At 41.6% G+C, this 16960-nt stretch carries 22 protein-coding genes and 1 tRNA gene; 17 read left to right on the top strand and 6 right to left on the bottom strand.

Going from position 1 to position 16960, the window contains the following annotated elements:
• Nucleotides 1-26: 26 nt before the first annotated feature.
• Nucleotides 27-491, bottom strand: coding sequence for an endolytic transglycosylase MltG (locus NYE56_RS12140; RefSeq protein ID WP_014477349.1), 465 nt, complete (start codon nucleotides 489-491; stop codon nucleotides 27-29).
• Nucleotides 488-841 (bottom strand): hypothetical protein, encoded by a 354-nt coding sequence (locus tag NYE56_RS12135; protein ID WP_014477348.1) that lies wholly within the window; start codon nucleotides 839-841, stop codon nucleotides 488-490. The genes NYE56_RS12140 and NYE56_RS12135 overlap by 4 nt, the downstream gene beginning before the upstream one ends.
• Before the next feature lie 179 nt (nucleotides 842-1020).
• On the opposite strand from NYE56_RS12135, the gene NYE56_RS12130 reads away from it, so the two are divergent.
• From NYE56_RS12130 to NYE56_RS12075, 12 genes are all read left to right on the top strand, one after another.
• Complete coding sequence (locus NYE56_RS12130; protein WP_268555531.1) at nucleotides 1021-1491, top strand: hypothetical protein; 471 nt, start codon at nucleotides 1021-1023, stop codon at nucleotides 1489-1491.
• Complete coding sequence (locus tag NYE56_RS12125) at nucleotides 1488-2567, top strand: glycosyltransferase family 4 protein (RefSeq protein ID WP_335450785.1); 1080 nt, start codon at nucleotides 1488-1490, stop codon at nucleotides 2565-2567. Before NYE56_RS12130 ends, NYE56_RS12125 begins: the two co-directional genes overlap by 4 nt.
• An 83-nt stretch (nucleotides 2568-2650) precedes the next feature.
• Nucleotides 2651-2800: a 50S ribosomal protein L33 gene (gene rpmG / locus NYE56_RS12120; protein ID WP_003153056.1), complete on the top strand. Its 150-nt coding sequence runs from the start codon at nucleotides 2651-2653 to the stop codon at nucleotides 2798-2800.
• A gap of 84 nt (nucleotides 2801-2884) precedes the next feature.
• Nucleotides 2885-3448 carry a 5-formyltetrahydrofolate cyclo-ligase gene (locus tag NYE56_RS12115; RefSeq protein WP_341283901.1) on the top strand — a complete coding sequence of 188 codons (564 nt, stop codon included), beginning with the start codon at nucleotides 2885-2887 and terminating at the stop codon, nucleotides 3446-3448.
• A gap of 66 nt (nucleotides 3449-3514) precedes the next feature.
• Nucleotides 3515-3688 (top strand): hypothetical protein, encoded by a 174-nt coding sequence (locus NYE56_RS12110; RefSeq protein WP_003230126.1) that lies wholly within the window; start codon nucleotides 3515-3517, stop codon nucleotides 3686-3688.
• A gap of 89 nt (nucleotides 3689-3777) precedes the next feature.
• Nucleotides 3778-5301, top strand: a complete 1524-nt coding sequence (gene yqgP, locus NYE56_RS12105) for a rhomboid protease YqgP (protein ID WP_341283900.1) — start codon at nucleotides 3778-3780, stop codon at nucleotides 5299-5301.
• 109 nt (nucleotides 5302-5410) lie between these two features.
• Nucleotides 5411-5626, top strand: coding sequence for a YqgQ family protein (locus NYE56_RS12100; RefSeq protein ID WP_077671435.1), 216 nt, complete (start codon nucleotides 5411-5413; stop codon nucleotides 5624-5626).
• Between the two features lie 10 nt (nucleotides 5627-5636).
• The gene (gene glcK / locus NYE56_RS12095; RefSeq protein ID WP_123373069.1) at nucleotides 5637-6602 is read left to right on the top strand and encodes a glucose kinase GlcK; all 966 of its coding nucleotides are present in this window, start codon (nucleotides 5637-5639) and stop codon (nucleotides 6600-6602) included.
• 115 nt (nucleotides 6603-6717) lie between these two features.
• Nucleotides 6718-8634 (top strand): LTA synthase family protein, encoded by a 1917-nt coding sequence (locus NYE56_RS12090; protein ID WP_341283899.1) that lies wholly within the window; start codon nucleotides 6718-6720, stop codon nucleotides 8632-8634.
• Nucleotides 8635-8716: 82 nt separating this feature from the next.
• Nucleotides 8717-9847: a M14 family metallopeptidase gene (locus tag NYE56_RS12085; protein ID WP_341284396.1), complete on the top strand. Its 1131-nt coding sequence runs from the start codon at nucleotides 8717-8719 to the stop codon at nucleotides 9845-9847.
• Nucleotides 9848-9914: 67 nt separating this feature from the next.
• Complete coding sequence (locus NYE56_RS12080) at nucleotides 9915-10970, top strand: YqgU-like beta propeller domain-containing protein (protein ID WP_445684726.1); 1056 nt, start codon at nucleotides 9915-9917, stop codon at nucleotides 10968-10970.
• Nucleotides 10971-10972: 2 nt separating this feature from the next.
• Entirely contained in the window at nucleotides 10973-11287 is a 315-nt protein-coding gene (locus NYE56_RS12075; protein WP_003230139.1) for an MTH1187 family thiamine-binding protein, read from the top strand.
• A 31-nt stretch (nucleotides 11288-11318) separates the two neighbouring features.
• Here NYE56_RS12075 and NYE56_RS12070 read toward each other — a convergent pair whose 3' ends face one another.
• The gene (locus NYE56_RS12070) at nucleotides 11319-11492 is read right to left on the bottom strand and encodes a DUF2759 domain-containing protein (RefSeq protein ID WP_003230141.1); all 174 of its coding nucleotides are present in this window, start codon (nucleotides 11490-11492) and stop codon (nucleotides 11319-11321) included.
• A gap of 156 nt (nucleotides 11493-11648) precedes the next feature.
• Between NYE56_RS12070 and NYE56_RS12065 the strand changes: the two genes are divergently transcribed.
• On the top strand, nucleotides 11649-12284 hold the full coding sequence (locus NYE56_RS12065; protein ID WP_123373073.1) for an MBL fold metallo-hydrolase: 636 nt from the start codon (nucleotides 11649-11651) through the stop codon (nucleotides 12282-12284).
• Nucleotides 12285-12323: 39 nt separating this feature from the next.
• Here the strand turns inward: NYE56_RS12065 and NYE56_RS12060 are convergent, their stop codons facing one another.
• Nucleotides 12324-12569, bottom strand: a complete 246-nt coding sequence (locus NYE56_RS12060) for a DUF2626 domain-containing protein (protein WP_003226300.1) — start codon at nucleotides 12567-12569, stop codon at nucleotides 12324-12326.
• Nucleotides 12570-12800: 231 nt separating this feature from the next.
• On the opposite strand from NYE56_RS12060, the gene mgsR reads away from it, so the two are divergent.
• Nucleotides 12801-13181, top strand: coding sequence for a transcriptional regulator MgsR (gene mgsR / locus NYE56_RS12055; RefSeq protein WP_003230147.1), 381 nt, complete (start codon nucleotides 12801-12803; stop codon nucleotides 13179-13181).
• A 66-nt stretch (nucleotides 13182-13247) separates the two neighbouring features.
• Here mgsR and NYE56_RS12050 read toward each other — a convergent pair.
• Nucleotides 13248-13318 (bottom strand) — tRNA-Gln (locus NYE56_RS12050).
• An 86-nt stretch (nucleotides 13319-13404) separates the two neighbouring features.
• Here NYE56_RS12050 and rsbRD point away from each other — a divergent pair.
• Nucleotides 13405-14241 (top strand): RsbT co-antagonist protein RsbRD, encoded by an 837-nt coding sequence (gene rsbRD / locus NYE56_RS12045; protein WP_041850019.1) that lies wholly within the window; start codon nucleotides 13405-13407, stop codon nucleotides 14239-14241.
• 52 nt (nucleotides 14242-14293) lie between these two features.
• On the opposite strand, the gene NYE56_RS12040 is transcribed toward rsbRD, so the two are convergent.
• Entirely contained in the window at nucleotides 14294-15622 is a 1329-nt protein-coding gene (locus NYE56_RS12040; protein WP_088467262.1) for a hemolysin family protein, read from the bottom strand.
• A gap of 142 nt (nucleotides 15623-15764) precedes the next feature.
• On the opposite strand from NYE56_RS12040, the gene corA reads away from it, so the two are divergent.
• Complete coding sequence (corA, locus tag NYE56_RS12035) at nucleotides 15765-16718, top strand: magnesium transporter CorA (RefSeq protein WP_341283897.1); 954 nt, start codon at nucleotides 15765-15767, stop codon at nucleotides 16716-16718.
• A gap of 65 nt (nucleotides 16719-16783) precedes the next feature.
• Nucleotides 16784-16909, top strand: coding sequence for a hypothetical protein (locus tag NYE56_RS12030; protein ID WP_268555523.1), 126 nt, complete (start codon nucleotides 16784-16786; stop codon nucleotides 16907-16909).
• Nucleotides 16910-16960 lie beyond the last annotated feature (51 nt).

The following is a 16960-nucleotide window of genomic DNA, read 5'->3' as shown; positions in this document are numbered from 1 at the left end:
AAAACAGGCTGAGTCAGCCTGTTTTTTTATCGTGTTAACGTTTTTACGATCTTTTTGAAACTCATGTCTGATTTTACTTTAAACTCGCCGGCACGAATTTCTTTGTGATAGCCGGCATCAATGACGTAGTCATTAAAGTCTTGAGCCGAGGAGATAATGCCCTCTTTTTCAAGAATAGCAGATACATCCGCAGTGCTCATGCCGTCTTTAATTTTGAGCTTGTACGTTTTGACTTTGTCTGTTTTCGTGTCTGAGCTGCTGTCATCGGTCAACGATTTCTCTTTTGAATCAAGAAGTTTTTGATATTCATCACGGTTCACAGAAACCATTTTTTTAGAATCAAGGTAATTGTTCACGTCTTGCTCTGTTACTGTTTTACTTTCTTTTACAGCAGCGGCCTGGTCTTCGTCAGTCAGATAAAAAACAGCTGCAAGAACGGCTGTCGCTAAAATGATGCCGCCAGCAAATGCCTGAATGCCCCGTTTTGTCATACGAGCACCTTCTCATTATCTTTGATAATCGTATTCACGTCTTCCACTGATACATGCTCCGCTTTAGCAATCGCTTCAGCTGACATACCGTTATTATATTTAGAAAGTATTTGTTTAGCGATTTTTTGATTGATGTCGCTCTGCTTTGATTTGCGAATGACAAGGTTTGTTTCCAGTAATTCTTCCTCAAGCACTGTCATTTTCTTTTTGAGCTTGTAAATTTCCTGCATCGCAGAAAGCTGCAGTGTTTCGAGCTCCTGTTCTACATCTTTCATCGGGTCTCTTTGAGAATATGAGAATGCAATTAGCGCTATACTGACGATAAACAACGCAATAATAGCAATTTCCACGTTTCATCACCTTCTATTCTTTTTTTATCCTTCTTTTTTATACCATAAAACCAATAGTTTCTAAAGGAATTCGCGAAAAAAACGAGATTTTGTCGAGAAATCTTTCTTTGCTTCTTCTTTATGTAATGGTTTAATAGGAACACGAAGTGAACGATTGGAAAGGAGAATGTTAGGAGTCCATGGATAAACACCCATTTCCCTATAATATACGACATAAGCTTTCCTTTTTTAGGGACACATTCGACATAATCATTCAAAACGCTCACACCTTGACCGTAAGCTGGGAAATCTCAGAAGAAACAATGCGGCTGGCTGAAGCGGTCCTTTTCGAAAAAACGCAGGATATGATAAAAGAATTGCGCATTGTCATCAAAAGAAAAGACATTGAAGCTGTCAGGACAAAACGCACAACGTATGATAAAGGCAAATGGACGATTAGACAGGCGGCTGGTGATGCTGTATATCGGGCTCAATACAGAATAGTGAATTCAATGAATGTCTCTCTCAAGCTTGCCGGTACAGATGACATCTATCTTGATGAAAATGGGATTCGTCATATAAACAGCTTTCAGATTGAAGAAGCGCACACCAGGTGGGTAGAGCAATTTTCTGCATACACCTGTTATGGGAGAGGGGAAAAAGAACGGTGAACATTCTCATGCTTTCACCCGAACATCCCGATGAGCCGAAAAGCGGGCTCGGTGTCCATTTAAACCGCCTCATTTCCTATTTAAAGCCTCATATTAACATTACAGTTTGTACTCCGAGCGGGCAGCTGTTTTCATATGCGAAGTTTGAAGATTACATAGCTGATGCTAACTTTACAATGGTTCGCCATGTGTTATCACGCAATGAACGCTTTGATTTGATTCATGCTCATGATGACACAACAGCCCCTGCCGCTCAGTATTTGAAACAACGGCTTGGCCTTCCGCTTGCTGCGACAATCCACGGTCTTGAAAGCGAAAGGAAGAAGGTGTGCCGAGAAGCCCCACACCCATACAGGCTCAAGACCGAACGGCTCCTAATTGAATCCGCTGATGCATTGATCGTATTAAGCACATTTATGAAGCGGTCTCTTGATAAGGCGGCATATAAAAAATTAACCGTTATCCCGAGCCCTGCATCAATGGAGGGAGAGAAGGGGAAAATCCCAAGAAGCATCAATAGAAGATTCCTCTTTTCATATGGAAGGTTTGTTCCGGAAAAAGGATTTTCGCAGCTGTTAAAGGTGTTTGCCATCTTGAAGCAGCGTCAGCCTGACCTCTATCTAGTGCTGGCTGGGGAGGGGCCGTCTCTGTCCTGCTATGAGAAATTGGCTGCGGCATATAACCTGAAGGATCGCGTCATGTTCCTGCCGTTTCTCAATTGGAAAGACATCAGAACGTTACTGTCTCACTGTGAAATGGCTGTTTTCCCTAGTTCTTATGAACCGTTTGGGCTTGCCGCGCAAGAAAGCATGGAACAAGGTGTGCTGACTGTCGTTTCTCAGTCGGGTGGTTTTTGTGATTATGCCGTTCATGACAAAACGGCAATCATCGCTGATTTTATGCTCGTACAGGAAGCGGCTGATCTGCTGGACAGCTTTTTAAAAGACCGGGAAAAAGCCCGCCGGATAAAAGAAGCTGGCAGACAACAAGTGTTCAAGCTCCACCACCCCCGACTCATTACGTCATCATATTTGCAGCTTTATGAGCGTATCTTCAATAATTCAGCAATTCATTAAAAAACAGCCTAGCATTCCGTCCATTATAGTGGTATTATATATAAGTCTGAATAAGTAAATGATTTTAGTTTGGAGGGAAAATAATGCGCGTTAATATTACTTTGGCTTGCACTGAATGTGGTGAGCGTAACTATATTTCTAAAAAGAACAAACGCAACAATCCAGACCGCGTTGAATTTAAAAAATATTGCCCACGTGATAAAAAATCTACGTTACACCGTGAAACAAAATAACAGCTTTGCTGTTTGAGGTGTAAGAAAAAAGCCAGAGCTTTGAAAAAGGTTCTGGCTTTTTTTCTATTCCGAGGGGGATGAGAGATGAAATCACAATTAAGAAAAAAGACGCTGGAGGCACTGTCTGCTTTATCAAATGAAGATCTGCTTCAAAAAACGGAACGTATGTATAAGTACTTGTTTTCTCTGCCGGAGTGGCAAAATGCCCGCACCATTGCGGTCACCATCTCCAGAGGATTAGAGATACCGACGCGTCCTGTCATTGAGCAGGCTTGGGAAGAAGGGAAACAAGTTTGCATCCCAAAATGCCATCCGGACACGAAGAAAATGCAATTTCGCACATATCAGACTGATGATCAGCTTGAAACCGTTTACGCCGGACTGCTCGAGCCGGTAATTGAAAAAACAAAAGAAGTAAACCCATCACAAATTGACTTGATGATCGTTCCAGGTGTTTGTTTTGATGTTAACGGGTTTAGGGTCGGCTTTGGAGGCGGCTATTATGATCGCTATTTAAGTGAATATGAAGGGAAGACAGTCTCATTGCTTTTGGAGTGCCAGTTGTATGCGCACGTACCCAGTCTGCCACATGACATCCCTGTACATAAGCTGATAACAGAGGATCGGATTATTTCTTGTTTTTCATAACTTTCCTGTCCCTTATTCGAGAATAAATAAGGCAGAATAACAAACCCTATTGGCAGGAGGGATATCATGAAAAAACTTTTGATTTATGCCATTTTCGCGGTTTCTGCCGTCATGTTTTATCAAAATCGCTACCGTCTTATGAATACTGTACTCAGCCAGCCAGGAATCAGGCGGTCTTTTATCCATTTGTTTTTAAGAATTCCATTTATCCGCAATAAGTTTATACAGCAAGCTTTCTAAAATCCCGTGAAAAACGGGATTTTTTGCTTTCAGTAGGCGTTTGGGAGCGCCAGCTGTTATAATGAAAAAAAACTATTGGAGCGGTAAACATGTTTTTGCTGGAGTATACATATTGGAAAATTGCGGCGCACCTGGTGAATAGCGGGTATGGCGTCATACAAGCCGGTGAGTCAGATGAGATATGGCTGGAAGCTCCGGACAAGTCCTCTCATGATCTAGTTCGTCTTTATAAGCACGATCTTGATTTCCGTCAAGAAATGGTTAGAGACATCGAAGAGCAGGCCGAACGAGTAGAACGAGTCAGACATCAATTGGGCAGACGAAGGATGAAGCTGCTGAATGTGTTTTTTTCAACGGAAGCCCCTGTTGATGACTGGGAAGAGATTGCAAAAAAAACTTTTGAGAAGGGAACTGTGTCAGTTGAGCCGGCGATCGTTAGAGGAACGATGCTTCGAGATGATCTTCAAGCGGTTTTTCCATCATTTCGTACAGAAGATTGTACAGAGGAACACGCTTCGTTTGAAGACGCGCAAATGGCGCGAGAACGCTTCCTTTCGCTAGTGCTGAAACAAGAAGAACAGAGAAAAACTGAAGCGGCGGTTTTTCAAAATGGAAAACCGATTTTTACATATTTATTTATTGCGCTTCAGATCCTAATGTTTTTCTTGCTCGAAATAAACGGAGGCAGCACTAATACGGAGACGCTGGTCGCTTTTGGAGCAAAGGAAAACAGCCTGATTGCACAAGGAGAATGGTGGCGGCTTCTGACACCGATCGTGCTTCACATCGGCATAGCGCATTTAGCTTTTAATACGCTCGCTTTATGGTCGGTTGGTACAGCGGTTGAGCGGATGTATGGATCGGGCCGGTTTTTGCTGATTTATCTGGCTGCTGGCATTACGGGTTCGATTGCGAGCTTTGTGTTCAGCCCGTATCCTTCGGCAGGCGCATCAGGAGCCATATTCGGATGCTTAGGTGCATTACTGTATGTTGCTTTGTCTAATCGAAAAATGTTTTTAAGAACCATAGGAACCAATATTATTGTCATTATTATCATCAATCTGGGCTTTGGTTTTGCAGTTTCGAATATTGATAATTCAGGACATATCGGCGGCTTGATTGGCGGCTTTTTCGCTGCAGCGGCATTGGGGTTGCCCAAAGCCAGAGCCTTTGGAAAAAGATTGTTGTCAGCGGTTTTGCTGATTGCTTTGGCTGCCGGATTTTTATATTACGGATTGCATTCGCCTTCACACCAGCAGTCAGCGCTGATTCAGCAGGCAAACGAGCTGTATCAGGAAGGAAAGTATGAAGAAGTAACAGAATTGCTGAACGGAGAAGCAGCGCAAAAAGATGCCTCTGCCGATCTTTTGAAAATTCTTGCTGTATCTGATATTCAAATCGGCGAATATGATCAGGCGGTTTCCCTTTTGGAACGAGCAGTGAAAAAAGAACCTAAAGACCATGCTTCCTATTACAATTTAGCCTTATTGTATGCGGAAAAAAATGAGCTTGCACAAGCAGAAAAGGCCATCAGGCTGGCTTTAAAATTGGAGCCGAAGGAGCAGCGCTACAAGGAGCTGCAGCAACAAATTGAAAACAATAAAGAATCATAAAGGTGGAATACAGAAAGGGGGCTGGCTTTTTTGTCAGCGTTTTCTTCTTGACTGACCGCTTCCTTATGAATACGCTTATGATAGTTAAGTTCAAGAAATGGTGAGGAAAATGAATACATTTTATGATGTGCAACAGCTGTTAAAAAGGTTTGGCCACATTGTTTATTTTGGAGACAGAGAGCTTGAAATTGAGTTTATGCTGGATGAATTAAAGGAATTATACATGAACCACATGATTGAAAAGGAGCAGTGGGCCAGAGCGGCAGCTGTCCTTCGAAAAGAATTGGAACAAACAAAAAACGGAAGAGATTTCTATAAAGGCTAAGGTGATAAAAATGGACGAGATATGGTTTGCGGGCATTGACCTGGGAGGAACGACGATTAAACTCGCTTTTATTAATCAATATGGTGAAATTCAGCATAAGTGGGAAGTTCCGACTGATAAAACCGGCGACACGATTACTGTCACAATTGCAAAAACTATCGACAGCAAGCTGGATGAGCTGCAAAAACCGAAGCACATCATCAAATACATCGGAATGGGTGCACCAGGCCCTGTAGATATGGCGGCAGGAGTTGTTTATGAAACAGTAAATCTAGGGTGGAAAAATTATGCTTTGAAAAACCATCTGGAGACAGAAACCGGCATCCCAGCTGTTATAGAAAATGACGCGAATATTGCTGCGCTCGGGGAAATGTGGAAGGGAGCGGGTGATGGCGCAAAAGACGTCATTCTCGTGACGCTTGGCACAGGAGTTGGCGGCGGCATCATTGCAAATGGTGAAATTGTACATGGCATAAATGGCGCCGGCGGAGAAATCGGCCATATTTGCAGCATCCCTGAAGGCGGAGCGCCCTGCAACTGCGGCAAAACGGGCTGTATCGAAACAATTGCGTCAGCAACCGGAATTGTAAGAATTGCAAAAGAAAAAATAGCAAATGCTAAAAAGACGACACGTTTACAAGCAACCGAACAATTGTCAGCGCGGGATGTGTTTGAAGCGGCGGGTGAAAATGATGAAATTGCCCTTGAGGTGGTTGATTATGTAGCCAAGCACCTTGGTTTGGTGCTCGGAAATTTGGCAAGCTCGCTTAATCCATCCAAAATCGTTCTTGGCGGCGGCGTATCGAGAGCCGGAGAACTGCTGAGATCAAAAGTTGAGAAAACATTCCGCAAATGCGCGTTTCCGCGGGCAGCCCAAGCTGCTGATATTTCAATAGCAGCACTTGGAAATGATGCCGGCGTTATCGGAGGCGCTTGGATCGCTAAAAATGAATGGCTGAAACATCAAAATTGTTAAAATTGTGTAAATCAAATTGATTTTTTGTTGTGCTCAGGTTAAGATTTAATTTGATGTGTTAATGAGAATGTTGGGAATAGACTGATTTTTTGAGCGTGCTGCATAGGAGGTTGAAATGCGAAAAACGTTTTTTTCGAAGATTTCATTTATGCTGATTGCCATTTTATTGATGTGGCTGAAAACGTATGCTGTTTACAAAACCAGTTTTCATATTAAAATCGACAATCTAACACAGGAATTTATTCTGTTTATCAACCCATTGAGTTTTTTGTTGCTTATTTTTGGCCTCAGCCTGTTTTTAAAAGGCAAAAACAGAAATCGCTATATTATCGCGATGAGCTGTCTTGTCACGTTTGTATTGCTGGCAAATATGGTTTTTTACCGTTTTTACAATGATTTCTTAACAATCCCTGTTCTTTTTCAAACGAGCAATATGGGTGATCTCGGAAGCAGCATCGGAACACTTCTTGAGCCGACAGACCTCCTATTAGCTGTAGATATTGCGGTTTTAATATGGCTTCACATCGGGCAAAAAGCTTTTCAATCGGACATTCCCTCAACGAAAAATGAACGGGCGGCTTATTTTTTGTTCGTTGCTTCTGTTTATTTCTTCAACCTGGGCTTGTCTGAGGCGGAAAGACCTCAGCTATTGACACGCTCATTTGACAGAGAAATGCTTGTTAAAAACATTAGCCTGTTTAATTTTCATATTTACGATGGCGTTCTTCAGTCAAAGCAATCCGCACAGAGAGCGTTGGCAGACAGCAACAGCCTGACGGAAATTGAAAACTACGTAACCGCTAATGCGAAGGATGCCAACAAACGCTTTTTCGGCGCTGCAAAAGGAAGGAACGTCATTCTCGTATCCTTAGAGTCGACGCAAAGCTTCGTGATTAATGAAAAATTGAATGGAGAAGAAATCACGCCTTTTCTGAATGACTTTATAAAACAGAGCTACAACTTTAATAATGTTTACCACCAAACAGGCCAGGGGAAAACCTCGGATTCTGAATTTATCGTGGACAATTCACTGTATCCGCTTGGACGAGGTGCCGTGTTTTTTACGAATGCGGGCAATCAATATATGGCCGCTCCTGAAATTTTAAAAAACAGCGGATACTATTCAGCGGTGCTCCACGCTAATAATAAGAGCTTTTGGAATCGTGATTTAATGTACGACTCATTTGGATATGATTCGTTTTTTGATATTAACTCGTATGATGTAACTGACGAAAATTCAGTCGGCTGGGGACTTAAGGATAAAGAATTTTTTGAGCAGTCTTCAGAGCTGATGAAAAATCTGCCTCAGCCGTTTTACTCGAGGCTGATTACACTGACGAACCACTTCCCGTTTGACCTTGATGAAGAGGATCAATTGATTGATGAATATGATTCAAGCAGCCAGACGCTAAATAAATATTTTCCGACAGTGCGTTATCAGGATGAGGCGCTGAAACGGTTTATCGAAAAGCTGAAGGAAGACGGGTTATACGACAACTCTGTTATTGTATTATATGGTGACCATTATGGTATATCAGAAAACCATAATGAAGCGATGGGGCAGTTTTTAGGAAAAGAAATAACCCCATTTGAAGAGGTGCAGCTCCAAAAAGTGCCGCTTGTCATTCATATTCCGGGTATTACTGATAAAAAGCCGCAAACCATTGAAACAGTAGGCGGGCAGATTGATATCAGGCCGACGCTGATGAATCTTTTAGGGATTGATACGAAAGATCAAATTCAATTCGGCAACGATCTGCTTTCAGACGAAAAACTGGACTTTACGGTGCTCCGGGACGGGAGCTTTATCACAGATCAGGTTGTTTATACAGACGGTGCGTGTTATGACAAAGAGACGGGAAAACCATTAGAAGAGACAAAACAATGTGAAGCATTTGCTGATAAAGCAAAACAGGAGCTATCACTTTCTGATGAAATCATTTATGGGGATTTGTTGCGATTTTATGATCAGAAAAGGCTGGACAATTCGTCAAAACGGAAAGAAAAACAAATGCTTGATCAGGCATCGTAATCACAATGTCTCCCGCATCAAAGTGAGCGGGAGGCTTTCTTTTTTTAAATACGCTGTCATATAGTAACAAAAAAGGGGGATGATGATGGCGTTTATTACGGTGAAACCTGAGATCAAGAACAATTTGGCCAGAGTGGCGAAAGAACTGAAGATAGACGAGGAATTGCTTAAAAGTGCAAATCGCTCCGCACAAAAACATCAATTGTATTGCCCTGGTTATGTGATAGAGGAGCATAGCGGCAAAGAGCTTCAAACCATTCAGGACATAAAGCGCTTTTTACAGCCTCGGCAGCTGAAACATTCTGATAGCTGGATTGAGCAAGAGAAAATCTATGATGATTCAGCTGTTGAAAAGGAAATAAAGAAGATTATTGATATTTTCCCGTTTGTCTCATGCCGGGAAATTGGCCGTTCTGTACTCGGCAGGCCTATCTGGGAGCTGAAGGCTGGTGGGGAGCATGCCGTAAAAAAGGTCCATATGAACGCGTCATTTCATGCGAATGAGTGGATTACAACGTCTGTCCTGCTAAAATGGTTTAAGGAATACTGTATGTCATTATGTAGCAATTCGCCTTTCTTTGGCTTTTCCCCCATAAAGCTGTTTAACAGCACATCCTTATCCCTCGTTCCTCTTGTCAATCCTGATGGCGTTGATCTTGTCTTAAACGGATCAGAAGTCATGGGAGCCAGAAGAGATGAGCTCGAAAGTCTAAATGAACATCGTCCGAATTTTAATGAATGGAAAGCGAATATAAACGGGGTTGATTTAAATAAACAATTTCCATCATTATGGGAAATTGAAAAATACCGAAAACCGACAGCACCCAGCTACCGCGATTTTCCGGGAATCTCTCCGCTTACGGAGCCGGAATCCACTGCGATGTACCGGCTGATCACGGAAAATCCGCCTGACAGACTGCTGGCTCTTCATACTCAAGGAGAAGAAATTTATTGGGGCTATAAAGGCCTTGAGCCTGAGGAATCTGCTGCCGTCATAAAGGATTTTGAGGAGTTAAGCGGGAACATTTATAAGGGAGTAAGGGATATAGACAGCTATGCTGGATTTCGTGATTGGTTTATTCACCATTATTTTAAGGAAGGGTATACGGTGGAACTTGGAAAAGGCCAAAATCCTTTGCCGTTTCAGCAGTTTTCACACATATATAACGCCACAAACGGCATCTTGTGGAGGGCGTTATTTTTTCATGAGTAACTGAAACTTTTTCTTTTTTCTGCCGAAGCAAATATGAGAGAATAAAGATGATCGGAGGGGAATGCTGATGAGATCAGTTTGTTTTATTCTGCTGGCGGTATTGCTGTTTAGTTTATCGGCATGCGAACCATCTCATCAGCAGCAAAAACAGGCATCGGCGGCAAAAGATGAGAAAAAAGACATCATACCGCTTTCCGCGGAAAAAGCGGATGGGGCGGAAGGCTGGCTGAATAACAGCACAATATTATATACTGCGTCTAATCCGACGAAAACAGAGCTTTTTGCGTACCGCATCTTTACAGGCGAAGCGAAAGAGCTCTATCAAACGGATGGTCAAATCGTTGATGTTCAAATCAATGCGAGGGAGCAGATGATTCTGCTGCAAATCACACATAGCCAAAAGACGGCAGTGGTTTTGCTTAATGCAGAAGGAGAGACGCTATACGAAAAAGATTACGAAACGTATGAGCTTGAGGCTGCTTGGAATCAGTATGATCCTTATCAAATGATGGTGACGGAATTCAATGAAAACTGGGATTTCCATACATATCAGGTGAATGCTAAAAAAGACGAATCTTTCTTAAGCCCAGTACAGGTTCCGTTCATTCATTGGACATCCAAAAATACATTTGATTATGTAAAAGAGGGAAGAGACGATAAAACAGGGCCTTTATATACGTTCGATACAGCTTCTAAGACGGAACAGAAGCTTGAGGATGACGTTCTATTCTTCGATTCTTTCCATCAAATGAGTTTTACTGTCAAATCAGCTTCCGGAGGAAAAGGGACGTATCAGTTTAATACGCCGCAATCAACATCACCTGTTACAGCGAAATGGCCGCTCCAAGCGAAATATACAAATTTGGCTCCAATGGAGTATGACTATGATGAAGCAGGAGGCCTGTTTTATACATTCAAACAAAGCGGCGATGCATATAAGCTCGCAGCAATCAATGTAGCATCGGGAGAGACAAAAGATCTTGTGTCTTTGCGGGAAATGGAGCCGATTCAAATATCTCCGAACGGGAAATATGCGTTATACGGCTTTCATTTTGAGCAAATTATTTTATTGAAATCACATGAAACGAAGCAACTCATCATTGATCAAAAGGAGATGGAATAACGATGGCTATCGCAGATGTAACCATTATCCCAATCGGTACGGAAACACCCAGTGTCAGTGCTTACGTAGCCGATGTGCAAAAGATATTAGAAGGATATCAAGCAGAAGGGAAAATCAAATATCAGCTGACACCGATGAATACGCTGATCGAGGGAGAACTCAGTGACCTTTTTGCAGTCATTCAGGCAATTCACGAAGCGCCATTTCAAAAAGGATTGCACAGAGTGGCAACGAATATCCGCATCGATGACAGGCGTGACAAAAAAACGACGCTTGAGAGCAAAATAGAAAGTGTCAATAAACATTTACAGCCATAAAAATAAACCTGTATCCGATCGGATACAGGTTTTAATGTGCGGTTGGATACCCGCTGTTTATTACGGTCATCACGGTAAACCATCCAAAGACAAATAAGGTGGCACCGGCTAATAAAAACCCGAGTATATTTTTATTTCTAACAGAACGCAAGACTCCCCATAAAGCGAAAAGAGCGACAAGGCCGAAAATCACGACAAGTAACATAACACAGCCCCCTTTACATTGAAAAACCTGCAATTCTTTCCAGTTTTATTCTACCTGTTTTTTATAGGTTTGTCGATAGCGTTTTCATTGCGATTGTTTGAATCTTTTTTAAAAAACCCTCATAATAAGAGCATAAAAAAGAAAGAGGTGATAATAGTGAAATGGAGACGAATGCCAGTAGGGCCGATTCAAGCGAACGCATATTTTCTCATCAATGATGATCAATGCCTGATTTTTGACCCGGGCGGCGAGGGACATAAAATCAATCAATACATAAAAGAAAAAGGGCTGACGCCTTTAGCCATTTTGCTTACACATGCCCATTTTGACCATATTGGGGCGCTTGATGAAGTGAGAGAAAAATGGGATATCCCTGTTTACCTGCATCAAAATGAAAAAAATTGGCTTACGGACGCTTCTTTAAACGGCTCCGGCATGCTGCGAGGGATAGAAGTCACAGCTAAGCCTGCAGATCATCTAATTGAAGGTGACGGTGAGTTGAATATCGGGCCGTTTCATTTGGAAACATTATTTACGCCGGGACATTCACCAGGCAGTGTGTCTTACTACGTGAAAGATGCAGACTTGGTCATCTCCGGAGATGTTTTGTTCCAAGGCGGTATAGGACGTACGGATTTAATAGGCGGCGATCAAGAGACGCTGCTGACGTCCATTCATGAAAAACTGCTTACACTTCCGGAACACACGCTGGTGTTAAGCGGCCATGGACCTGAAACAGACGTACTGACTGAGCAGGACCAAAATCCGTTTTTAAATGGGTTTTCATTGTAAAAAAAGAGACAAACCGATAAGGTTTGTCTCTTTCTGCATTTAATGGCCTCCGCCGCCGGGCACCATAATAAAAATTGAGTAATATGTAAAGCCGGCGAAGAAAATCGTTAAATAAGCGCCAAAAATATAAATATACATGCGTTCGGTTAAGTTCAAATACGATAGAAACACAAATAAGATCGTCTGTCCAAAAAATAAAAGGGAAGCATCTTTCATATCACCTAAATAAAACATGACTGCAAAAATTCCCGTCCAAAATCCTAACACCCGGAACATGCGATTCAATTTTATCCCCTCCCGAGAGTCCCTCTGACTGTTATTATAATAGATCACACCTAGAAATGTAAACATTTTCATTATTAATATACAAATGGAATTTGTCCCTATGATTGTGTTTTCTATTGTATGAATGTTTTTTAAAAAATAATCCGAAAAAAGTTCTGTAAATGGTTTAAATGAAAAATGATCCGGGTAGTTATTCTACAAAGAGATGGTTAACTGAGGAGGAAAAAACGAATGGAACAACAATTAACTTTTTACTCATATCCAAGCTGCACGTCATGCCGAAAAACAAAACATTGGCTTAAAGCACATCAAATTGAATTTAACGAACGGCACTTATTCAGAGAAACCCCGACAAGAGAAGAATTAAAGTACATTTTATCGTTAACGACAGAAGGAATTGATGAAATTTTGGCGACAAGAAGCCAGACTTTCAAAAATTTAAATTTAAACATTGAAGAAATGACGGTAAATGAGGTGCTGGAACTTTTAATCGAGAAGCCGAAGCTTTTGCGACGCCCGATTCTAGTAGACAACAAAAAGCTGGTGATTGGTTATAACCCGGGAGAACTGTTGAAGTTATCGAAGAAGAAAACGGTTCATCAATCTGCATGATGAAAAACCGAAGATCCGCTGATTTATTCGAATCAGCTTATCTTCGGTTTTTCACCTGTTCAGAAACTGGGCTAGCTGGATTCGAACCAACGATCACGGAGTCAAAGTCCATTGCCTTACCGCTTGGCTATAGCCCATTGAATCTAAACATAGTATGTGTAAAGGCAGACGCGTTATACATATATAGCGTACATTTTTCAAAAACAGGAGGGAGCTCATTAAGATGATAGCTCTTGATCAGCACTTAACAGAGCACAAAGAAGATATCACGCAACAATGGCTGGAAGTTTGTACGTCAAACGGCAGCTGGCTGTATTCAGCGAAAGATCAGCAAAAACTAGAACAAAAGTTAAAAGACCAGCATGAATTATTGGTGACCATCGTAGCAAAATCCCTTAGAAAAGAAGACGTAGAGGATGAGCTCAACCGGTGGTCTCTTCAATGCGCCAGAGACCGTGCCGTTCATGAAGTGACGGTTACACAAAGTGTCGGCCAGTTTAACACTTTCAGGCACATCATGTTTGAATGGATTCAGAAATTCAGCGAAGCTTCTTCTCAAGACATCAGCATTCAGGAATTTTATGAGTGGAGCCGGATCTTGAATCAAAACATTGATGAGATCATCGAAGTATTTACGGAAGAATATCACCAGGTGACCATGATACAATTAAACGCGCAAAAAGAAATGATTAATGAATTGAGTGCGCCGATTATGCCGATTACTGATGGAATTGGGATTCTTCCGCTTGTCGGTGAAATTGATACGCACAGAGCGAGGACGATTTTGGAGTCTGTGCTGGAGCAGTGCTCAGCGTTAAAGCTCTCGTATTTATTTTTAGATATTTCGGGCGTTCCTATCGTTGATACCATGGTAGCCTATCAAATTTTTAAAGTGATTGACAGCACCAAATTGCTCGGCATTGAGACGATTATTTCAGGAATCAGGCCGGAAATTGCCCAAACTGTCGTGAAGCTGGGTCTGGATTTTTCGAATGTGAAAACTGAGCAAAGTCTTGCTAAAGCCCTGGCCAATAAAGGGTTTAAAATAAAAGAGTGTTGATGCCTTTGCCATGTTTATCTTGAAAGATAGCAGCTGAACAGCCTTTCACGGGCTATTCAGCTTTTTTAACTTCTATAAATAAAATGTGATGGCTGTTGATGTCTTTTACCTTAAAAGAGTAGCCATCATATTCTATGGCACTTTCAGGCTCAGCGTCTATGTTTTGTGTCAAAAACCAGCCGCCCAAGGTGTCTACTTCTGCGTCTGATAAATCGGTTCCAAGCAGGCTGTTAACATCGCTGATTAATAATTTTGCATTTAACAAGTAATGATCCTTTCCAAGTTCGCGGATATGAGGCACTTCATCCGCATCAAATTCATCACGGATTTCTCCTACAATTTCCTCGATAATATCTTCGACAGTGACCAAACCGGACGTCCCGCCATATTCATCTATGAGGATCGCCATATGAGTGCGTTCCTTTTGCATTTTCAGCAGCAGTTTATAAATAGGAATCGTCTCAATGACATGGATAACGGGCTGTACGAAAGGTTCAATTTGATGTTTCTTGATTGAAAAATCTTTTGTCAGCATGGAAAACAGCACTTCTTTCATATTAATCACGCCAATGACGTTATCTTTATCCTCTCTTACAACCGGGTACCGTGTATATTTTGTTTGCTTGACTGTTTCCTGAAGATTTGAAATGGAGTCTTCATCTAGTGACAAACTAACCATTTCATTTCGCGGCACCATAATTTCCTTTGCCATTCGTTTATCAAAGGTGAAGATATTATTCATGTACTTTAATTCACTTTTTCTGATCTCGCCGCTTTTATAGCTTTCAGCCAATAGGACCCGAAGTTCTTCCTCTGTATAAGCCAGCTCATGCTCTGATGCCGGCTTCAGCCCAAACACTCCTGTAATTAATCGGGCAGAGTGGTTCAACAGCCAAATGAATGGAAACATGATCTTATAAAACCAAATAAGCGGTTTAGCGAACAACAAGGTAATGCTTTCTGCTTTTTGAATGGCGAAACTCTTTGGCGCCAGCTCCCCGATAACGACATTTAAATACGTAACCGCTAAAAATGCGATGACGAGTGAAAGCAGGTGGGTAAGCGATTCATTTAAGCCTGCTTTATGAAAAAGCGGTCGAAGCAGAGTTTGCACAGTCGGTTCCCCAAGCCATCCCAGTCCTAAAGCTGCGACTGTGATGCCTAACTGACAGGCTGATAAATATTCATCAAGGTGAGTGATGACATGCTTTGCCGCTTTAGCACCTTTCTTTCCTTTTGCGACAAGCTGATCAATTTTGGACCGCCGCACTTTTACGATTGAAAATTCTACGGCAACAAAAAATCCTGTTAACAAAATGAGAATAGCGACTGCTAGTAAATTGACAAATTCCAAAACAACTGCCTTCTCCAAGGAAGGCATGCACCTCCCTTTTCCGATGTCTTTCTACATTCCATACCACCTGAAAATGCTCATAAAACATGTGTTGAAGCGGCAGACTGGTTTAGTGACGCGGTTATTGGGCAATTAAAGAATAAAGAACAAAAGTTTGGAGGATCTTGACATGAAGGCACATACAGGAAAGGATTGGTTTTGGTACCAAATGGGGCCTCAAGAAAGAAGTAAGGCAAGAGATCTAATCCATTTTTCTCACTGGTCTCAGTGTGAAAAGTGGTTTGAAAATAACCACCACGTTAATTTTTTGCGAGTAGATACAACTGAAACGGAAAATGAAGCGGTATTTGGGTCGATTGTTTATGATCAGGGGCTTGGTGAAGAAAAAGACCATACTGTTTTTCACTTTTATATCACCAGACAATACTTTTTTACAATCAATTTTGACTTTTCGATTTTGAGAGAGATTAAAGGAAAAGAAGTTGTCCGGCAAATGGAAAGAGCGGACAATGCGATAGAGGGGTTTTTAATTCTTCTCGGCGAACTAATGAATGCGTATTTAATCGGTGTTGATGAATTTGAAGTAAAGCTGAGAAAGCTTAGATGGCAGATTAAAGACGACAATAGCAAAAGCATTTTAAACCGCGTCCATCTCCTGCGCCATGAACTGATGATTTGGAAAAATTTGATACTAAGCGCTAAAAAAATTGAAATGGCGTTGAAAGAAACCTTTTTACCTCAAAATGAAGAGAAAAAGGATTATCAGCGGACACAACTGAAAATTGACAGGGGATTTACATACATCAGCGAATTTGAAGGGGAGCTTAACAATCTGCTGCATTCTGAGGAAGTCATTACCTCACATAGGGGGAATGAAATTGTAAAAGCACTGACCATTTTCACGACGCTTTTTACGCCTATTACAGCTCTGGGTGCCTTATGGGGGATGAACTTTTCAGTGATGCCGGAACTGAATTGGAAATACGGATATCTCTTTTCCCTCTTATTGATTGTCACATCTACAGTTCTGATCTATCTCTATTTGAGAAAAAAAGGCTGGACGGGAGATATGCTGCAGGAGCGGAAGAAGAAAAAGAAACCTCGAAAAAGGCGGACTCTATAGGATATTTCATATTTTGTGCAGCGTGCCCCGCTTTTTCACCAGACATATCAGGGTGACCGGATACGATGTCAAGGCGCTTATGGCAGAGCATCAAATCCGCCGTTTATCGATTCTTAAAAATGACCGGTATTGTTGCATTAGGCGACTTTTCCGTTGAGAAAGATACTGGTCAAAAAGCGAAAACAGCATAATGAAAATGGAATCAAGCAGGCATGGTGACCATGTCTGCTTTTTTATTATTG

Source organism: Bacillus sp. FSL R5-0603 (genome assembly GCF_038050295.1).
GTDB classification, from domain to species: Bacteria; Bacillota; Bacilli; order Bacillales; family Bacillaceae; genus Bacillus; species Bacillus subtilis.
The sequence above is the reverse complement of the archived record's forward strand: the minus strand, read 5'-3'. Positions and strand labels throughout refer to the sequence as shown.

What these genes read in the sequence shown, in the direction of transcription:
- NYE56_RS12140 (WP_014477349.1), bottom strand. Translation starts at nt 491, where the DNA reads ATGACAAAACGGGGCATTCAGGCATTTGCTGGCGGCATCATTTTAGCG.
- NYE56_RS12130 (WP_268555531.1), top strand. Translation starts at nt 1,021, where the DNA reads ATGGATAAACACCCATTTCCCTATAATATACGACATAAGCTTTCCTTT.
- rpmG (WP_003153056.1), top strand. Translation starts at nt 2,651, where the DNA reads ATGCGCGTTAATATTACTTTGGCTTGCACTGAATGTGGTGAGCGTAAC.
- NYE56_RS12115 (WP_341283901.1), top strand. Translation starts at nt 2,885, where the DNA reads ATGAAATCACAATTAAGAAAAAAGACGCTGGAGGCACTGTCTGCTTTA.
- NYE56_RS12110 (WP_003230126.1), top strand. Translation starts at nt 3,515, where the DNA reads ATGAAAAAACTTTTGATTTATGCCATTTTCGCGGTTTCTGCCGTCATG.
- yqgP (WP_341283900.1), top strand. Translation starts at nt 3,778, where the DNA reads ATGTTTTTGCTGGAGTATACATATTGGAAAATTGCGGCGCACCTGGTG.
- NYE56_RS12100 (WP_077671435.1), top strand. Translation starts at nt 5,411, where the DNA reads ATGAATACATTTTATGATGTGCAACAGCTGTTAAAAAGGTTTGGCCAC.
- glcK (WP_123373069.1), top strand. Translation starts at nt 5,637, where the DNA reads ATGGACGAGATATGGTTTGCGGGCATTGACCTGGGAGGAACGACGATT.
- NYE56_RS12090 (WP_341283899.1), top strand. Translation starts at nt 6,718, where the DNA reads ATGCGAAAAACGTTTTTTTCGAAGATTTCATTTATGCTGATTGCCATT.
- NYE56_RS12085 (WP_341284396.1), top strand. Translation starts at nt 8,717, where the DNA reads ATGATGGCGTTTATTACGGTGAAACCTGAGATCAAGAACAATTTGGCC.
- NYE56_RS12080 (WP_445684726.1), top strand. Translation starts at nt 9,915, where the DNA reads ATGAGATCAGTTTGTTTTATTCTGCTGGCGGTATTGCTGTTTAGTTTA.
- NYE56_RS12075 (WP_003230139.1), top strand. Translation starts at nt 10,973, where the DNA reads ATGGCTATCGCAGATGTAACCATTATCCCAATCGGTACGGAAACACCC.
- NYE56_RS12070 (WP_003230141.1), bottom strand. Translation starts at nt 11,492, where the DNA reads ATGTTACTTGTCGTGATTTTCGGCCTTGTCGCTCTTTTCGCTTTATGG.
- mgsR (WP_003230147.1), top strand. Translation starts at nt 12,801, where the DNA reads ATGGAACAACAATTAACTTTTTACTCATATCCAAGCTGCACGTCATGC.
- rsbRD (WP_041850019.1), top strand. Translation starts at nt 13,405, where the DNA reads ATGATAGCTCTTGATCAGCACTTAACAGAGCACAAAGAAGATATCACG.
- NYE56_RS12040 (WP_088467262.1), bottom strand. Translation starts at nt 15,622, where the DNA reads ATGCCTTCCTTGGAGAAGGCAGTTGTTTTGGAATTTGTCAATTTACTA.
- corA (WP_341283897.1), top strand. Translation starts at nt 15,765, where the DNA reads ATGAAGGCACATACAGGAAAGGATTGGTTTTGGTACCAAATGGGGCCT.
- NYE56_RS12030 (WP_268555523.1), top strand. Translation starts at nt 16,784, where the DNA reads ATGTCAAGGCGCTTATGGCAGAGCATCAAATCCGCCGTTTATCGATTC.